This is a genomic window from Comamonas sp. CMM02 (assembly GCF_014851485.1).
GTDB classification, from domain to species: Bacteria; Pseudomonadota; Gammaproteobacteria; order Burkholderiales; family Burkholderiaceae_C; genus Comamonas; species Comamonas avium.
Genome location: NZ_JACUZW010000002.1, coordinates 140596 through 159048 on the forward strand (window position 1 = coordinate 140596; position 18453 = coordinate 159048).

The 18453-nt window shown below is 57.7% G+C and carries 10 protein-coding genes and 2 pseudogenes; 2 read left to right on the forward strand and 10 right to left on the reverse strand.

Translation table 11 applies throughout. The features are described 5' to 3' along the window. Positions 1 to 606: 606 nt before the first annotated feature. Positions 607 to 2442, reverse strand: coding sequence for a DUF262 domain-containing protein (locus IB213_RS05825; RefSeq protein WP_192405710.1), 1836 nt, complete (start codon positions 2440 to 2442; stop codon positions 607 to 609). 558 nt (positions 2443 to 3000) lie between these two features. Between IB213_RS05825 and IB213_RS18015 the strand changes: the two are divergent. Further along, a pseudogene (locus tag IB213_RS18015) lies at positions 3001 to 3443 on the forward strand (transposase); the annotation flags it as partial. 249 nt (positions 3444 to 3692) lie between these two features. Here the strand turns inward: IB213_RS18015 and IB213_RS05835 are convergent. From IB213_RS05835 to IB213_RS05865, 7 genes are read right to left on the reverse strand one after another with little or no spacing between them, the layout of a single operon-like run. Then, positions 3693 to 4670, reverse strand: a complete 978-nt coding sequence (locus tag IB213_RS05835; RefSeq protein ID WP_192405712.1) for a nitronate monooxygenase family protein — start codon at positions 4668 to 4670, stop codon at positions 3693 to 3695. Between the two features lie 9 nt (positions 4671 to 4679). Further along, on the reverse strand, positions 4680 to 5849 hold the full coding sequence (locus IB213_RS05840) for a CaiB/BaiF CoA-transferase family protein (protein WP_192405713.1): 1170 nt from the start codon (positions 5847 to 5849) through the stop codon (positions 4680 to 4682). 5 nt (positions 5850 to 5854) lie between these two features. Then, positions 5855 to 6652: an enoyl-CoA hydratase/isomerase family protein gene (locus IB213_RS05845; RefSeq protein ID WP_192405714.1), complete on the reverse strand. Its 798-nt coding sequence runs from the start codon at positions 6650 to 6652 to the stop codon at positions 5855 to 5857. Continuing rightward, positions 6649 to 7761 (reverse strand): acyl-CoA dehydrogenase family protein, encoded by a 1113-nt coding sequence (locus IB213_RS05850; RefSeq protein WP_192405715.1) that lies wholly within the window; start codon positions 7759 to 7761, stop codon positions 6649 to 6651. Before IB213_RS05850 ends, IB213_RS05845 begins: the two co-directional genes overlap by 4 nt. Next, on the reverse strand, positions 7758 to 8945 hold the full coding sequence (locus IB213_RS05855) for an acyl-CoA dehydrogenase family protein (protein WP_192405716.1): 1188 nt from the start codon (positions 8943 to 8945) through the stop codon (positions 7758 to 7760). The genes IB213_RS05850 and IB213_RS05855 overlap by 4 nt, the downstream gene beginning before the upstream one ends. 44 nt (positions 8946 to 8989) lie before the next feature. Beyond that, positions 8990 to 10159 (reverse strand): acyl-CoA dehydrogenase family protein, encoded by a 1170-nt coding sequence (locus IB213_RS05860; protein WP_192405717.1) that lies wholly within the window; start codon positions 10157 to 10159, stop codon positions 8990 to 8992. Continuing rightward, the gene (locus tag IB213_RS05865) at positions 10156 to 11136 is read right to left on the reverse strand and encodes a tripartite tricarboxylate transporter substrate binding protein (protein ID WP_192405718.1); all 981 of its coding nucleotides are present in this window, start codon (positions 11134 to 11136) and stop codon (positions 10156 to 10158) included. The genes IB213_RS05860 and IB213_RS05865 overlap by 4 nt, the downstream gene beginning before the upstream one ends. Before the next feature lie 260 nt (positions 11137 to 11396). Between IB213_RS05865 and IB213_RS05870 the strand changes: the two genes are divergently transcribed. Beyond that, positions 11397 to 12083: a GntR family transcriptional regulator gene (locus IB213_RS05870; RefSeq protein ID WP_192405719.1), complete on the forward strand. Its 687-nt coding sequence runs from the start codon at positions 11397 to 11399 to the stop codon at positions 12081 to 12083. A gap of 206 nt (positions 12084 to 12289) precedes the next feature. Here the strand turns inward: IB213_RS05870 and IB213_RS18375 are convergent. Together IB213_RS18375 and IB213_RS05880 are read right to left on the reverse strand one after the other, a co-directional pair. After that, positions 12290 to 12471, reverse strand: a pseudogene (locus tag IB213_RS18375) (IS5/IS1182 family transposase); the annotation flags it as partial. A gap of 78 nt (positions 12472 to 12549) precedes the next feature. Continuing rightward, complete coding sequence (locus IB213_RS05880) at positions 12550 to 18444, reverse strand: pilus assembly protein (protein WP_192405720.1); 5895 nt, start codon at positions 18442 to 18444, stop codon at positions 12550 to 12552. Positions 18445 to 18453: the final 9 nt, after the last annotated feature.

The following is an 18453-nucleotide window of genomic DNA, read 5'->3' on the forward strand; positions in this document are numbered from 1 at the left end:
CGCGCGTCGAGGTGATGAAAGCCGACTCTGGGTTTTGACGGTTTAGAAGAAGATCGGGAGGCCGTGAGTCACCTTTCCGGATGAAGTGGCGGCTTTCGCTGCTACCGATCGCTGTGTGCTGCGGTACAGTAGAAGTACATCTATAGACTTCGCTGAATTTCGCTAAATTCAGGTAAGCTGTTGATATTAAAGTAATTTAAACTACTGTACTTTAAGCTCGATTACGCTGTACTTCGTTAGAGTTCGCATGAGGTTGTCGAACTCATAATCCTTTGGTCGACAGTTCAAGTCTGTCACGCCCTACCATATGGATAAAGAAAAGCCTGCTATGTTTTGCATAGCAGGCTTTTTGTTTTTCATGCCTTTGGAGACTTTTCCACGTGAATTCTTGCACGTGGTTCTGGTGTTTCGTGGATAGTGCGCCGAGCTAGTTTGGAAGGCTCACGGTTTATTTTTTACAAGTAGCTATCTCTGCTTTCGGCTACAAGCAGTCCTTCGGGTCAAAACCGCCGGCGGCACGTTTAGGCTGGTTGCAGTCGGTCAACTCAACAGAGTTAACGACTGCTACATCCCAAAGCAGTCGTAGATCGGCCGTCCAAACGGTGATCAGACATCAATGGCTTTTGTTTTCCAGACTTCCTTTGCCATAGCTATGAGGAGCGCGTGGCGCTCCTCAATAGCAGCGGCATTCCATACAGAAAAAGCCTTCAACTTGGTATTGATCCGCGATACAGATGTGTTCTTCCCGACATCGGCAAGTGCCACAAGACTGCGAGTCAAGTAGTTGCCACTATTGCTGTACTCGGCCTGCTTAGCAGGGTAGAAATCGTTGCCTGCGACTATGTTGATCGGCTTTTCCAATAAGGTCAGATTGCCAAGGCGGTTTTTGTAGTCGTCATATTCCGTATTGGGATTCTCTGACGCCCATGAAGCGCGCAGTGCCGCCTTCGGATTATCGGGAAGGATATGCTCGATTTCCAACTTGGTAAACGGCTCTAGACTGCCCGGCACCTTCAAACCGCTGAACGCCATCTCGACGTTCTGCGTTAACCTCGCCAGCAAGTAGCGCGTGCGGTACTGCTGCATCGAGTACAGAGTGAAACGTTTAAGAGCGTCGACAAGCTCCTGCGATTTTCCTGCCATATTCTTCTCGAAGTGATCGGCAACGAATGCGTTAAGCATCATCTTCTGTTGCGCCAGATCGATCGTCTCACCAATCGCACGTAACTCATCGGCCCATTGCGAAAAGTTTCGCTCCAGATCTTTGGTCGGAGTCTTCGTGAATATGTAGTAGAAGAGGAAGCTCTCGAGTTGTGCCACGAAGTGATCGAAGAGTGGCTTGGGTAGACCCGCCGCCGCCAGCAGCAGCACGTAGTGCAAACTGAACGCCCCACCGGTCAATCGCTTAAGGCTATCCATAACCAGACTGGGTTTGCCATCATTGCCCAGACCGTTCGCAAAGGCTAGATAGTGTTCGACGTTACGAATCACTTTGCGAACAAACTCAAATGGCTTGGCTTCGTAGTTGCACAACGCCGCGTTGTTCTTGGCAGTGAACCAGTCGTAGATCTCGTCCTCGCGCACTACCGCGTCGCCGCGTTCGTTTTTGATCACATAATTGGCCATCAGGAAATAGCGCAGGAAACGCAATGGCTTTTCCTTTGCTTTCTCCAGTGGCTTGGTAACCTTTTTCCACTCGTCCTTGAGTTGCGTGAACTGTGTTGATTTGACCTGCGTGAAGAGCAGGTTTTTAAGCAAGTCCATCGGATTCAGGCCGACTCCACGCTCGTTGATAGTCTCGAAAATCTTCAGCGCGCTGCTGATGTCTGTGGAGATCTGGATAAATACTACGTTGTTGGCTAGATAGCCCCAATACTTCTTTAACTTAGCCAAATCGTAGTAGTTATCCCTCAAATAACGATACAGCGTACTGTAGGAGTTGATCAGGTTTTCCAGAGAACCGAAGCTCGCGATGCCCGCGGCCTGGATACCACCTCGCACCGTTTGTGGGTCGGCATTAAGTTTCACAAGCTTAGCCATCACTTCACCTGCACTCTCGTAGCGCGGCTCCAGTTTTAGCGTGGCGCAAACCTCCCCACTACTGTCTACGTAGCTTGTCGAAATGAGTCCTGCAATCATCTGCTCCTGTGGCTCGCCCTTAAATAGGTGATGGAGCGCGCACAGCAGTAGAAAGAATGTAGTCAAGCGCTGTTGGCCATCGATCACTTCGTAATGATTTCTTTGATCCGTTGGCGACACGAGAACCGTACCAATGAAGTATTCACGCGTGGTGCTTGCATCAATCTGTTCTCCAATGTCTTCAAGCAGTTGATGCACTTCCTTATCAGTCCATACGTATTCACGCTGGTAATCTGGAACGATGTAGTAGCACTCCCTAAAGGCTTCCTCGATGCTGTATTTGTGGTTTTCTATGCGAGCCATATCTCCAAGCTTTCGTCGTTCTTTTGTTTTGGTGAGCTGATGCTAATCGCTGTAACTGAATCGACCAAAATTTCCTAGATGGATTCCGACTTCGTAGAACTCTTTAGTCATTTTCACTGAGCGACTTTTGGTCGGCAAATCGCAGTCATTCACGTTGCTTGACTCCATAGGCAGCAATCCACTGCACAGTAGTCGGTGCTCGGAGAGGCTTCCAGGGCTGCTCTGGATCGTTAACGCTACTTGATGCTCCGTGAGCGCGAGCATTGAGACTCGTCTTTGAAATACTGCTCCCCACTATCAGCTTCTCATCGTCAATCAACACGTTGAAAACGTGTAGCAATGACACACGTGATGGCTACTATCTGCCCGTAACCGGAACTTGGACTTGCAGGCATGGCTGTCGGCAATCGCTGCAAAGCAGGCACCCGCTGGAAAATCACGAACGACAGCAACGGGTCGTAAGCTGGCATTCAGCTTAAAAAATAATTAGTTAGTCAGCGCTGGGATGCATTAGGGAGCCTCCTCCTGCTTGTTTGGAGTCCCCACGTACACGCGGACTATGCGGGAGTGGATGCAGATTCAGGTTTGGCTCACACCGTGCGCGGCACAGCCGCCGATGTCAGCGATGTCGTGGTGGCCATAGTCTGCTGCACAGACAGGAAGCCGATGGCTACGGCGATGCGGGTTACCAGGGCGTAGACAAGCGAGCCGATGTCCTGAAGTGGCATACCACCATGAAGCGCAGCAAGCGCAAGGCTCTGGAGTTGCTCAAACCGATTGCAGCTTTGCAAGAGCAACTCGAGCAGGTCAAGTCCAGCATCAGGGCAAGGTCGAACACCCATTCAGAGTCATCAAACACCAGTTCGGTCATGTCAAGACACGCTACCGAGGCTCGAAGAGGAGCACCCTGCAATTGCACACTTTGTTTGCCGGCGAACTTATGCATGATCCGTGGGCGCTTGCTAGGATTCACGGCCTTGACGGCTGTGGTGAAGGCCTGAAAGACAAGATGCCCGCGAGACGCGGGCATCTTGAGCAGCCAAGCGAGCTGTGAAATTCGTGTGAGCAGCTCAGGTTGTCGTTACCACGGCTGAAACCGCTTTATGCAGAGCATCCTTAGCTCCTTGTCTACATTTTGGACAAAGCTAAGAACTCCACTTTTGAGGGGTAAGGTCACACGTGACAGCGCAGGTTCGGGCGGGAACAAGGTGACTGGCAAGGGTCCCTGTGTGTTGGCTTGGACCCTGTCTTTAGATCCCAAAGCGCTTGAGCAGCCGCTCATTCACGATCTCATGTGCCTCGCGCATGATGCGGTCCAGCAGCTCTTGCACGCTCGGAACGTCATGAATCAGTCCGGCCACCTGGCCGCAGGACCAAGCGCCGCAATCGACATCGCCTTGCTTCATCACGCGCGGGTAAACACCCGCGACCTCGGCGGCAATGTCTGCGAACTTGATCTTTTCGCCCAGCTCACGCTCCTTGGCAATCAGGCGCTCGACGGCGGGGTTGTTCAGCACGCGTTCGGTGTTGCGCAGCGGGCGCATCACAAGGCGCGTGTCGAGTTCGGTAGCCCGCACAATTGCCTGCTTGACGTTGTCGTGAACGGGGGCCTCCTTCGTGGCGACAAAACGTGTGCCCATGTTGATGCCGTCAGCGCCCAGCGCCAGCGCTGCGACCAGTGAGCGGCCATCGGCCATGCCGCCAGAGGCCACAAAAGGCACCTTCAATTCTTCCGCCGCGCGCGGCAGCAGGATGAAGTTGGGGATGTCGTCTTCGCCGGGGTGGCCCGCGCATTCAAAACCGTCTACGCTCACCGCATCGCAGCCAATGCTTTGTGCCTTCAGCGCGTGGCGCACCGAGGTGCATTTGTGGATGACCTTGATGCCAGCCTCATGCAGTGCCGGTAGCCATTGCTGTGGATTGTTGCCAGCGGTCTCCACAATCTTCACGCCGCCTTCGATGATGGCGCGCACATAGCCGGGATAGTCTGGGGCATTGACCACAGGCAGAAAGGTGAGATTCACACCAAAAGGCTTGTCCGTCATCTCGCGGCAGCGCGCAATTTCCCTGGACAGGGCCTCAGCCGATGGCTGGGTGAGTGCGGTGATGACGCCAAGGCCGCCGGCATTGGAGACCGCAGCCGCCAGCTCGGCCAAGCCAACATGGTGCATGCCGCCTTGAATGATGGGGCGTTCGATGTTGAAGAGTTCTGTGATTCGGGTTTTCATGTCTCTTGATCAGTTGGCTTGGTTCAGTTCGGAAAGCACTTGGCGAGTGTGCTCGCCCAGCGATGGCACGCGGCCAGGGCGGTGTTTGTAGTCGTCGATTAAGACGACTCCTGGAATATCGGCAGGCGCGCGTTCACCGGCCTGGGTTCCAACGAACAAATCCTTGGAAACACCTTCCTGCCCGGCGCGAATCTGGTCCATGGTGCGGATGGCTCCGACTACAACGCCAGCGTTGCTCAGCAGCTCACAAACCGCATGGGTACTGTGGTGGTTGAAGGCAGCGTTGAGCGCCGCAAGCAATGCCCCTCGGTTTTCCACGCGTGCGCGATTGGTCGCAAAACGTGCGTCTTGCGCGAGTTTCGGGCTGCCGATGGCGTTGCACAGACGCGGGAAATGCTCCTCGGTATAGGCAGAAACCACCACCATGCCGTCGCTCGTCGCCACCACCTCGGCCGCGGGTGCCACGGTTGGCTGGCCGTTACCGCGGCGCAGCGGCACTTTGTTGAACATGCGGTACTCTGCCCAAGCGTTGGCGAGCGACGCCACGGCAATATCGATCAACGAGAGATTAATGAGCGCACCGCGCCCGTTCACGCTGCGGCGAAACAGCGCTGCCAGCACGCCACTGGTGAGCGATTGCGCGGTGAGTATGTCGACAGCGGTGAAGCCAACACGAACGGGATCGCGCCCGGCCTCGCCGTTCAGGCTCATCATGCCGCTTTCGGCCTGGGCAGCGATGTCAAGGCCTGCCCGCAAGCTGGCAGGACCGCGTTGGCCAAAGCCGCTGACTTGTCCATAGATCAGGCGTGGGAACTGCGACATCAGTTGTTCGGCGCTCAGGCCCAGCTTGTGCATGGCACCGGGGCGCATGTTCTGCAAGACGATGTCGGCACTGGCAACCAGCTTGAGCGCAGCGGCGCGCCCCGCATCGCTGCGCAAGTCGAGCACTACTGAGCGCTTGCCGCGGTTGTAGGCGGTGAACATGGGGCCACAGTCGTCGTCGGTCCAGCCGAGCTGACGGGCTGCATCGCCTGCTGAAGGTTCGATCTTGATGACCTCCGCGCCCAGGTCCGCGAGCGATTGGGCTGCGGCGGGCACGGCAATGTATTGGCCGAATTCGACCACGCGCACGCCTGCCAGCGGCGCGTCGTTTGGTACAGAGTTGATGGCAGATGTCATGGCGCTTACTGATCCTGCTGTCCAAAAACGGGCCGACGCTTTTCAAAGAAAGCATTCGCGCCTTCCTTGAAGTCTGCTCCCGCAAAGAGTCCGGGCGCATTGTCGAGCTGGAACGCGAGCGCATCTTCCAGCGACATTGGCGCGCGGCGCAAGCCGGCCTTGATGCGGCCAAACGGGCGCTGCGGCCCACGTGCAATCTTGTGCGCCAACGCAAGCGCTGTGGGCAGCGCACTGCCATCCGCCACATGCTCATCGGCAAGGCCGGTTTGCAAGGCGCGCTCGGCGTTCACTTCGGTGGCCAGCAGCATCATGCGGCGGGCTTGCGTAGTACCGACGCGTGACGGCAGCGACCAAAACAGCGCGGCATCCGGCATCGCACCGACGCGGGTGAAGGCGCTGCAAAACATTGCGTCTTTTCCCGCCACCACCAAATCGCAGGCCAGCGCCAGACCCAGCCCCGCACCATAGGCCGGGCCATCGACCGCAGCGATGATGAGCTTGTCGCTGAGCGCAAGGCGTCGATACAGCCAAGCATTCCTCGTCATATTGCGACGCACTTCGGCCTCGTTTTTTTCCGAGAGCTGGCGCAGATCGCCGCCCGAACAGAACGCGCCACCCGCGCCCGTCAGCACGGCAGCGCGCAGCGTGGGGTCTTGCTCCAGCTCTTCGAGTGCGTTTAGCAAACCGTCCAGCACACCGGGCGCTTGCAAAGAATTGCGCACTTGCGGCGCATTGATGGTCATGCACAGCACGCCCGTTTCGCGTGTGGTGATGAGCGATGGATGCTCTTGCGTATTTGTCATGCGTAGCCTGCCTTAAAAGAAAGAGCGGCAAGGCGCTCGTGATGCACGGCTGCGCCGCCATACAGCGATGTAGCCAGCGCCAGGCGGCGCAGGTATTCGCCCAGTTCGTACTCCTCAGTCATGCCGATCGCGCCGTGCAACTGCAGGGTTTCTTCCCACACGTGACGGGCCACGTCGATGCAGCGAATGGCAAGCGCCGACACATTGCCTGGCGATGGCTCGTTGGCGACGTAGCGCCACAAGGCTTTGAGCTCTTGCACTTCTACATAAAGATCAACCAGCCGGTGCTGCACCACTTGGTTGCTGCTAATGCTGCGCCCAAACTGCTTACGGGTCTTCACATACTCAATGGTGGTGGCCAGCGCCACGCTGGCCGCGCCAGCCGTTTCCGCACAATGCGCGATGATGCCGCGATCAATAGCCGATTGCACCAACACTTGCATTTGCGCCCAAGGGGCCTTGCGCAGCAGCGTTGCCGGTGATTTCTCTAGCTGCAAAGAGGCAGCGTGGCGACCGTCGTACAGGCGTTGGTTGCCGAGCGTGAGGCCAGCCGCATCGGCGTTGACGAAAAATAGGCCGTAGTCGTCGTCGGCAATGCGTGCAACCAGCAGCAATGCATCCGCACCCGCAAGTCCGGGCGAAAGTCCTTTGGCGCCGCTGATTGCAAAGCCGTCAGGCGTCTGTTGAGCCGTGGCGTTTGCAGGCATCACGAGGCCCTCGCATTGCGGCTCCCACATCGCAAAGGCCATACGTTTTTGACCACTTGCAAGATCGCCAAGCCATTGGCTGCGCAGCGCACCTTCGGCGGTCTGCACCATCAAATGACTGGCGACGATGGCGTTGGCGACAAAGGGCTCGATCAGTAGCGCACGGCCCAACTCTTCGGCCAGCACGCACAGGTCTTCCAGACTGCCGCCAAGGCCTTCGTCTTCGGCGGGAATAGGGAAGGCCAGCCATCCCATTTCGGCGATTTCGCCCCAGCGCTCTGGCGGGCAGCCGTTGTTGTGTGCGGCCGAGGCTTCGCGTTGTGCGGGCGAGCTGGTTTGCGTTGCCCAACGCCGAACACTGTCGGCAATCATTTGCTGCTCTTGTTGCTGGGTGTCGCTCATAGTCCGAGTACCTGTTTGGCGAGAATATTGTGTTGAATTTCACTGGAGCCACCGGCGATGGTGTAGCCCCGCGCAAGAAAGCGGCGCGAGGATGCTGTGCCCGCAATGCGCCCCATCTGCGGGGCATCGCTTTTGCCAGCAAGCCAGGCGGGGCTGAGTGCAAACGCATCGGCGCCGAGGCCGTCGACGATGAGTTCTTCCCACAGCTGAATCAAGCGGCTGCCACGCATCTTGAGCATGGAGACTTCCGCGCCAAGCAACTCGCCCGCCTGCTGGCGTTGAATGAAGCGGCCCGCGTTGGCTTCGAGCGCCAGCAAGCGCGATTGCAGATCGGCAAAGCGTTCCCGAAACCAGTGCTGCTCGCCAACGGGTTTGCCCAGATGCATGTGCGTAAGCCCAATCTCACGCGCACGTGTCATGCGGCGCTTGTTCTCACCGATGCGCGCAAGCTTCAGCCGCTCAAATTCCAGCAGCGACTTGGCCACCGTCCAGCCCTTGTTTTCTTCGCCTACGATTTGATCCACGGGCACGCGCACGTTGTCGAGGAACACTTCGTTGAAGACCACCCAACCGTGAATGCCGACGATGGGGCGCACAGTGATGCCGGGCGATTTCATATCGATCAGCAAAAAGGAAATGCCCTCTTGCGGCTTGCCACCCTGGGCTGTGCGAACGAGGCAGAACATCCAGTCGGAATACTGCGCATACGAAGTCCAGATCTTCGAACCGTTGACCACGTAGTGATCGCCATCACGCTTGGCCTGGGTAGCGAGCGACGCGAGATCCGAGCCCGCGTTGGGCTCCGAGTAGCCCTGGCACCACCATTGATCGCCAGCGGCAATCGCAGGCAAAAAGCGCTCCTTTTGCGCCTCACTGCCGTAGTGCATGATCACCGGGCCGAGCATGTCGAATGTCACGCTGTTGAGCTCCGGCGCGTGGCCTTGCGCCATTTCTTCGTCAAACACCATTTGCTGTTCGACGCTCCATTCCTGACCGCCCCAGCGCTTGAACCAATGCGGCACGAGCAGGCCATCGGCGGTAAGGATTTTGTGCCAACGCACCATTTGCTCACGCGTGTGCTGCTGGCCGCGCTGCGTGGTTTCGCGAACGTCCTGGGGAAGGTGTTCGCCGACAAATTGGCGTATTTTTTTGCGGAATGCCGCAAGTTCGGTGGTCTCTTGCATGGGTGTAAAAACCTAGAGTGAAATTCAAGCGGGATCAGCCTGCATCAGGCGCAAATGCGATGGCGCAGCGCACGTTTGGCAATCGCCGATCGGTGGACTTCGGACGCACCGTCATAAATACGGAAAGGCCGCATCTGGCGATAAATCATCGACACCGGCGTGTCCTCGGAGATACCAAGTGCGCCGCAAATTTGCACCGCTGAGTCCGCCACTTTGCAGACCACTTCGGAGACAAACACCTTGGCCATGGAGGAGTGATGGCGAATCGATTCGCCCGCATCCAGCATTCGCGCTACATCGCGCGTCATCAGGCGTGCGGCGTAAAGCTCGATATGCGCATCGGCAATCATGGCCTGCACCATCTGGTGCTCGCCCAGCCTCACTCCATAAGATTCGCGGCGTGATGCGTACTCTTGCGCGATATCCATCGCACGAGACGCCATGCCGATAAAGCGCATGCAGTGAAACAGGCGTGCGCCTTCAAGGCGTAGCTGTGCGTATTCGAGGCCACGGCCTTCTTCGCCGATCAATGCGCTCGCAGGCACGCGGCAATTGGTGAGCGTGATCTCGCCGTGGCCACCGGCATCAAACGGCTCCATCGTCGGCACGTCGCGCACCAGGCGATAACCCGGGGTGTCTGTGTCCACCAGAAACCAGGAAACACCGGCTTCGGTGCGTGCCACAACAATCGCTACGTCGGCCCGCACGGCACCGGTGATAAACCATTTGTGGGCATTGATTTCCCAGCCCCCTTCAGGCAGACGCTTGGCCGTGGCGCTGAGCATGCGCGGGTCAGAGCCTACGCCAGGCGCGGGTTCGGTCATTGCAAAGCAGGAATGCAGATCGCCCGTGCGCAGCGGCTCCAGATAGCGTTGTTGCTGCTCGGGCGAGCCCAACTTTTCCAGCGCGTATATGTCTGGCTGAGTTGGCGGAGCGCATTGCAAAACCGCAGGGCCCAAAAAGCTGCGGCCCGCTTCTTCCAGATAGCGGCAGCATTCCTCCCAGCTCAGCGCGAGGCCGCCATACTCCCGCGCTGTGCGTGCTGCGCCAAAGCCGCGTGCAACGGCCTTGCGTTGCAACGCGCGCGTGGTTTCTTGCAAGGCTTTGGCATCACCAGCTTGAAGCAAATGCTCTTGCGGAACGACTTCGCTGGCGATGAATTCGCGCAGCTCGCCGATCAGGATTTGAAACTCGTGTTCGGGGCGCGTTCTCATCGCTGAATCGCCTTCATCATTTTGGTCCAGCGCTGGACATCTGTTTCGATGAATGTGGTGAATTCTTTGGTGCCCATGAAGGCTTCTTCGCCAGCGGCGGCAATGAGGCGCTTCTTCACTTCTTCTGTGGAAGTGGCCTCGCGCATTGCGGCTTCGAGCTTTTGAATGATGACTTGCGGCGTGCCTGTGGGCGCGTGTAAGCCGTACCAAGACACAGCAGTTGCTTCAGGAAAACCGGCTTCTGCGAACGTTGGCACGTCCGGCAACTCATTGGAGCGCGTGTCACTAATGTTGGCCAGCACACGCAGCTTCTTGCCGTTGATCTGCGGAATTGCCACGGCAGACGGAAGGATCGACATCGACACGCGGTTATTGATGAGATCCGGAATCGCGGGCGGAGCACCCTTGTACATCACCATCTCCAGCGGAATGCCCGCAGCCGTGCGGAACATCATCGTGGACATGGACTGCGGCGTGCCGATGCCACCATCGGCGTATTGCAGCGGCGGTGAAGCCTTCTTGGCCATGTCGACGAATTCGCGCACAGTCTTTGCGGGCGATGTCATCGGCACGGTGAAGTAGCTGGTGGACAGCGAAAAGCGGCCAATTGGCGTGAAATCCTGCATTTTCCAACGCAGATTGCTTTCCATGAGCGGCGTGTTGATCAGAAACGAGGCCGACACAAGCAAGGTATAGCCGTCTGGCGCTGCACGTGCCACCGTTTCAGCGGCAATGCTGCCGCTCGCACCGGGCTTGGCTTCCACCACGATAGGTTGTTTGAGGATGCCTTGCAGCGTTTGAGTGAGCGCCCGAGTCTGCACATCAACCACGCCACCGGCAGCATAGGGCACGATGACGTGGATAGGGCGTTTTGGATAGTCGCCATCCGGCGCGGCCAGCACATTACCCGTAAAGGTGCTGGCACCCAAGGCAGCCGCGCCGCTTAGCAGCGCGCTCATGATTTTTCTGCGTTGCATGTCTTGTCTCCATTTTTATGTGCAATGGAAAAACTCCACTGCACACACCTGTCATAATAGGTTGCATGCGAAGATCTAGCAATACCTGTTATGACAGCGCATGGTTGCAAGGGTGATCAAGTTCTGCCTGCCAACCCAATATCTAGCGGATATAGTGCACGTCAGACATGCCTAAAACCAAGACCGAAAAATCTGTCGCCAGCGCATCAGCGGCGCAGCAAGAACAAAAAATTCAAACCGATCTGCCACTGTTTGCACAGGTGCAGCAAAGCCTGCGCCAAAGCATTTTGGAAAAGCAGCTCGCACCAGGGCAAAAACTTCCTTCCGAATCCAAGCTGCAAGCGCAGTTTGGCGTTAGCCGAATCACGGTGCGGCAGGCGTTATCAGCGCTTCAGGCGGAAGGTTTGGTGGAAACCTTTAATGGCAAGGGGAGTTTTGTCACCCGTCCCTCGAATGCGCCGCAGCTTGGAATGCTCACCGGCTTTTATGAGCACATGCGTTCCAAGGGCTATCACGCGCAGGGCAAAACGCTTTCGGTGCGCACAGTGAAAGCGTCGATACGTGTCGCACATAGTCTGAAGCTGGCGGTAGGCGCACCGCTGACCTGCATTTCTCATGTGCGCCTTGTTGACGGCGAGGCGATCGTCTGCGGCAAGCTATTTGCACCTCCCTCCATGGCAGAGGCACTGCTGGCTCACGACTTGGAGACAGCGGACACCATGAGCGTGCTGGAAGCCAATTTGGGGTATCGGCTGGAAAGCACGCACATCGAAGCCAGCGCTGTGGCCGCTGGCGTGGAGCGCGGCAAAATTTTGAACGTGGCACCTGATACGCCGCTCTTGTATGTGAGCTTTGTGCCGCATGACATCGAAAACCAGCCGCTGATATATGCGCAGATGTATTTTCGACCCGACAAGTTCACTTACCGGGCCGTCATTCGTCGCTAAGACGGATCATTAGGATCATGCGGATCGATCCGCTTTGGCCTGTTCCGGACTTCAGCACCTTGTGCAGGCAGCAGCTCGTTCATGCTTGGCCACCATTTCTTAGCTTCAAGTCTGCGTTTTGAACAGCACTAAGAGCTCCGCTTTTCAGCGGGCAACGGCAGTTTTTATGTCCCTGAGTCACTGAGCCGGTACTGATCCACGCACAGCCAGCACCCCAATAAATGAATGCGCAGCAGCATATCGACAGGAACGGGAGGGCGGCTCTTGCGACCTTCTGGCGCGTAAGGTGTGATCAGGGCGAGCGGGCGACTTGCTGCATCTGCTCAAGGAATTCACGCTTGCCGGTCTTCCTGGTGGAAAGGCTCAGGCCGAGATCAGATTGCTGCATGGGCCACGATGCAGCCGCACCCGGCACGCATGTGCAAGCACATGCGTGCCGGGAGTTATGCAGAAGGTTCCCTCATGCTTATTTCACCAGTTCACGCCAGCTAATGCGTCTACCCAGCGGCTTGGGTGCGGCATAGGGAATGTCAATGTCCAAAGGCTTGTCCCCGACGCCGGTCGTCGATATGTGATCGGTTACCTTGCCATCGCCCGTGGTAGTGGTGGCATGTCCCGAAATCGTTGAGCCATCCACCATGGTCGATACATCGCCCTTGCCATCCGGCCCTTCGTTGATGGCCTGACCAGTGTTGAAGTTCAGGTAATTGATCCAGCCATAGCCGCCTGCCAGGCATATATCGGGTGAAGGCACGTTGCTGGCGATGACCAGGGTTGAGTTGGCCAGCCGCATGTCGATATTCACGCGTTCACCTGAGTCGGGCAAATCTACGTACCAACCTTTGGCATCATCCTTGCAGTCAGTCGAACTACCCAAGCACTCTATCGTGCGTGTGCGCTGGCCGCCCGCTCCAGTACTTGGCTTCAGCAGCATCTTATTGAGCCGGCTGCGCAGCGATTCCCCCGAAATGTTGTCCATCTTGTCATCAAAGCCATAGACGCTTTGCGTACTCTTGTCCGCAAGATCGGATGCGGCATACAGCCTGCCGGTTCCCACCAGGATGCGCGGCCTCTCGGATGCCGCAGAGGTGGGTACCAGTTCCATGCGCGTGGTAATGGGCTGAGGATTGCTGCGTTCGTCCACTAGTTGAACGACCTTCTTTGCGCCCTTGGCTGAGCCGTCCTTGTTGAACTCGAAGCGCCAGACATTGCCTTGCAGATCGCCGCCATACAGCAGCTGCGTAGTGTTGTCGATGGCTGGGTTGCGTGCGTAGTTGTTGATCTCCCTCAGGCCGCTGCCTGCCGTGGCAATCGTGTGGATGATGCTGCCGTCGTTGGCATCAAGCACATAGAGATACCCGTTGTTATCCGTATTGTTGTAGCCCGAGGTCAGGAACACTGCCCAGCGGCCGTCAGGCAACTTGGACACCAGTGGCCGCCCAAAGCTATGACCCATGGTGGCTATGCTCGTGCTGTTGACTTCCCATAGCGGCTTGGGGTCCTGCGGGTCGGTGATATCCAGCGCATAGTAGCCCTTGCCACCCTTGTTGAATCCGCCCACCAGGATGGTTTTCCAGGTGCTGCCGGCCTGGATGTCGGCCATCACCGGAGAGCCGTCCACAAAGTAGCGGTGACCGCCTTCATAGCTGACACTTGCCAGTCTGGGCAGCTCTGGCATCACGGTCGCTGGCACAAAGGCCCAGGCCTCGCGTGCAGCCGTCAGCACCTGTTTGCGGCCTTCGGTGCCGGAAGCACGCGGGTCCACTTCGGCATAGAAGGCATGCAGCATGCCATCGTTGCCACCCACATACACCATCGGCGTGCGGCCACGCTGGGCCAGCCGAAAGGCGCTATAGCCTGCATCCCGGTACTTGCGCAGTGGCTCCCCCACATACAGTGGCTGGGAGCCGATGATGTCGCCCAGCCTGCTCTCGCGCGTACGGTACAGCCTGCCAATCTGGTCCTTGGTGAAGCCTTCCTTGCTCCGGTCGCCACGAATGAAGTCCACCAGATTCTGGCCCAGGGCGGCCTGCTTTTGCGCTGCCGACATCTGGTCGTACTGTGCCAGACGGCTTGAGGCATTGGTGCCGTTAAAGTTGCTTTGCAGGCTGCCCAGCTCGCTCCATGTGAAAGGCTTTCGCGTCCTGCCGTCCATGAAGTAAATCGTACGGGGGTCGCTGGCCTGATCACGGGCATCGAGCCTGGCCCGTGCCGACCAGCCGTCGATCTGGGTACGCTGGCCCGATTGCGGATCGATCTCGTAGGCCAGCATATCGCCAGACCATCGGCCGGTCTTGTAAGTGGCACCATAGGCGTAGTGGCTGTCGGCACTGACCAGTGCAGAGGAAACCGTCACGCCGGCCCCCGAACCCATGACGGCGCGAATGTCTGTAAACACCTCGCTCAGGCCGGCCTCGATGGCTTTGGGATCATTGGCGCTGAAGTACAGGCCCCGGCCATTCACGGCGGTATGCCAGAAATCATCGATGGATTGCCGCTGCTCGTAGTTTGACGTGCCCTCAATGGGCCAGATCGGCCAGGTCTTTTTGCCCGTGCGCAGGTCGGCGAAATCACCCGCACCATTCTTGTAGTTCTTGTCGTACTTGAGCGTCCCTGAAACGCCCATGCCAATGACATAGGTGCTCATGTGCTGCCAAGTAGCCTTATCGTCCTCCGCACCGTTACCTGCGGGCTTTACCACGTTGTCGCTGTCAGGGCGAAGGTCGGTCGCATAGTAATACTGGGCCACGTCGGCCAGCGAGTTGGTGCTTCCCCCTTTGGCGTCCTGCATATTCAATTCTTCGCAGGGCAGCTTGCCACAGGCCGTGTGGGTCGCGGGAAGCTGTGTCCATGGCGGCGTTCCTGGCTGCGGTTGCCCTCCCGGGGGCTGTTCAAGCGGATCCAGTGCAACCCATTCCTCAGGTGCATAGCATCTTGCAGGGGACTCCAAGTCACCGCTGAAGGCAATTCGGTTACCTGTCGACGTTTCCGTCTCGACCGTGCCGGTCATCACCTTCTTGTCGGACCAATACCTGCCCTCGTAGGTCTTCTTCCTGCCAAAAACTTTCTCGCAGGTTGCCGCAGGGCAATTGGCGGGTTTTTCGGACACGATTTCGCTTGTGGGCTGGTCCACGCCTGCGCAGTCCGTCACTTTTTGCGTGCTCGCGTTGTAGCCTGGGATACAGGCTTCGCCCTGGAGCACTGCGACGGTGTGGGGGCCGTCCTTGATGCACTGGATTTCGACACCATTTTCAGCCGTTCCCTTGCTGGCCTCGCAAGCCGCAAAGTCCGCTTCGGATTGCAAGTAGCTCAGTCCGCCCGCCCCTTCATCGATCTTGAGACAGCTGCTGGTGGTCCAGCCATTGGCTTGCGTTGGATTCCCGCCCCCATCCAGCCCAAGCAGTGAAGATTCGCAGGTGCCGAAGGCCATGTCCGTGGCATCGGAATTGCTTTTACAGCCTGAAACGCTCTGGAAACCTATCGTTGATTCCGAGCACGAAGGCACCGATTTGCCTGGCTCGGAGACACTGGTGCATGTGGTCTGCGTCCAACCATTGGCCGCCGAAGGGGCGCTGGGAGTGCACTGACTCGTTGCAACGTCAATCGGATCGGGGGCATCAACAGTGCAACTGCTGTAAATACAGCCATTTTCTGCCGTGGCAGCCTGTGGTGTGCAGGTGCCTGGAGCCATGGGACGGTCCTCCGGGATGGCAATGCCCTCCTTGCCTGGCACTGGCTTGCACGATGGCGGGTCTGTGACTTCGCCCTTGTTTTTGCACTGGCGGCCGATCCAGCCGTTGCTCGCCGAGGGAGTCTCGTCAGCCGCGCAGGTCTTCGCAGGGCGCCAGCTACTGCTTTTTTCCTCGCAGGTCAGGCCCGCCGAAGTATTTGTCCGGCAGGTGGAGGAGTCCGGCTGAACCGGACCGCTCCAAGTGCTCGGCAAGGGCGTGCATTCATAGAAATATCCGTTCGTGGCGCCGGCTGTGCAAGAGTTCGGAGGAACAGTCGTGACCACAGGGTCCCCACGGCTGCCGCACTGGGTATTCATGCGCAGCGGTGTGTCGGCAATGGGACCCGGGGTACAGACTGCAGTCCACTCCTGGCCAGAAGACTTTGTGCATTCCGAATACAGGTTGTTGCTGGATGCATCCAGCACGGGGGTGGTCGTAATCTGGCAGCTATTGTCCGTGACCGATCCGGCCATCACTTTCATGCAACTGGTCGTCTTGAATCCGTTGTCCTTGGTGGGCGAAACCGATTTGCACTCGTCGGCTGTGACGAATTTTTCTTCCCTGTGCCCCGTGTTGCAGTTGGAGAACTGCACCATTGAAAGAGGATTGCCGGCATGGCCTTGCGATGCAGCCAGAATGTTGTCCCGCAGGTCCGGGTGAATGGCCCCGCAAGAGGCAACAGGCCCGGAATAAGGTGCGACCCAGGTGCCGTCACACTTGATGAGCCCCAGTCCCTCCACATACTGGCCATTTCTGCCACAAAAATCCTTTGCACTGACGGGCTCGGACGAGGTCTCGCACTCGACCTTGAAGAATCCGTCTGTGCCGGCAGAGCAGGACTGCACCACGCTCCACTGGTCGTTGCCCTCCAGCCTGCAACCGCCTGCAAATTGACTGCATACCGTTTTGTCGGTGGTCTTGAGGTCCTGCTCGCCCACGGCAGGGTTCTTGTACCAGTAAAAATAGCGCTTTTGCCGGGTCTGTATGGCCAGGGCCGAAGCCCAGGGCGTCTGTGTTTCCGTACTCCAGGTAGTTGTCGCTCTGAAGCGGTATTGCGCCTTAGTGACATAGTCCCAGGTAAGCAATTGCCTGTAGCGCTTGCTGGTGACCTTGTCTGTCCTTTGTGAATGCCAGTAGGTGCGGACACGCTTGAGCCATTGCAGCTCCTCCTCTTTGTTGCTGATTTTTCCGAAGCTCTCCAGCAGCGTATTCGTGCTTTTCTTCGCCCATCGAAGAGTGGCGGTGCTCCACTGTTTCTTGAGAACGTCCTTCTTGACGATCTTTTTGTAGGTGGTCTCGGTCTTGGTGCCGCCGCCTGGCGTCGTCACCTTCCAGCCCAGTTCGCACTGTGCCCACTGATAGCTGACGCTGGCATCGTGTACGTCTTTGGTGCCGCCAACCGAGCCGTCGAAAATAGGCCGCGGGCGCAGTCCATCGGCATCGGTCAGCGATGCTGGCGGGCCGTCCTGCTGGCCTACCAGGGTTTTGCCATCAATCTTCACAGGCCCTGCGCTCTCTTGTCCGATGTTCCAGTACCCATCAGTGGTAACAATGGCGTAATGGCGCTGGCAGGCCGACACCACGGGGTCGACGAAAGGCGTCATGCTGGCATTGATGCTGTCGCTTTGGCCTGCATAGTAGCGGCCTACGCGAGCCAGCGCCTCGCGGGCGGGCGAGGAACCGCCAGTCTTGATCGTCTGTATGGCCTCGAGCCACTGCTGCTTGCCCTCTGTGTTGAAGTCAGTTACCGGTAGAAACTTGCTGTGCGGCCCGGTACCAGGATTGGCTACGGTCAGAAAACCGATGCGGAAATTGTCGTTCAGCGTGGAAAAAGCCAGGTTGACCGACGACTTGGCCATGTTGATGCGCGTGCGGTAATAGCTATACCAGTTGGCGAAATTTTGCCTCTGGGCAGCTGGTATGGCTCGGCGTGTCCACCATCCGTCTGGGCCACCATCCCCATAGACGTTGGGGCTTTGCACGTTGACGCGCAGTGTGCCGTCGTCCACGCGCAATGAGTAATAGCTCGAACTGCTGCTGATCTTGTTGCAAACACCGACCTTTTCGGACGGCTCCTCAAAGTGAGGTTCCGGCCTTATGCCAGCAGCGTAGTAATTACGCCATTCAAAGAAATAGGCTGGCTGGGCGGGATCTTCATAAAGCGCCCTGCGGCGGGTGTCGTTGTCGTAGGCCTGAAAGTTCTTGGACAGGTCCACCGTACCCAGAGACTGGTCGTAGCCGTCCTTCCAGGCGTTCTCAAACCTAGGCGCGTCCATATCCCGGCCATCAGGCCTCTTGGGCAGCTCATAAGTAGTTTGCGGGTTGTAGTACAGCGTATTGCATAGCGCACTTTTGTAGCCGACGGGAAAGTAGGTGGTGGTGTCCTGCTCCCAGTCGTCGGGCATGTGGGTCCACTTCATGGAGTCAGAGGTGTCCAGCAGCAGCATCACGTTCGGCTTGTTCTGATCGGCCATGATGCCCAGCGGCGTGTCCGATATCTGCACGACATCCTGCGCCGGAGCTTCGGCCACGGCCATGCGGCCAGCGAAGACCAGCATGCCCAAGCTGACGACCCCTGCCAGCGACGCCGCTACGAATGGCCGCAGCCTATATGTCAGTTTCTGGTGCATCTCAAGCCT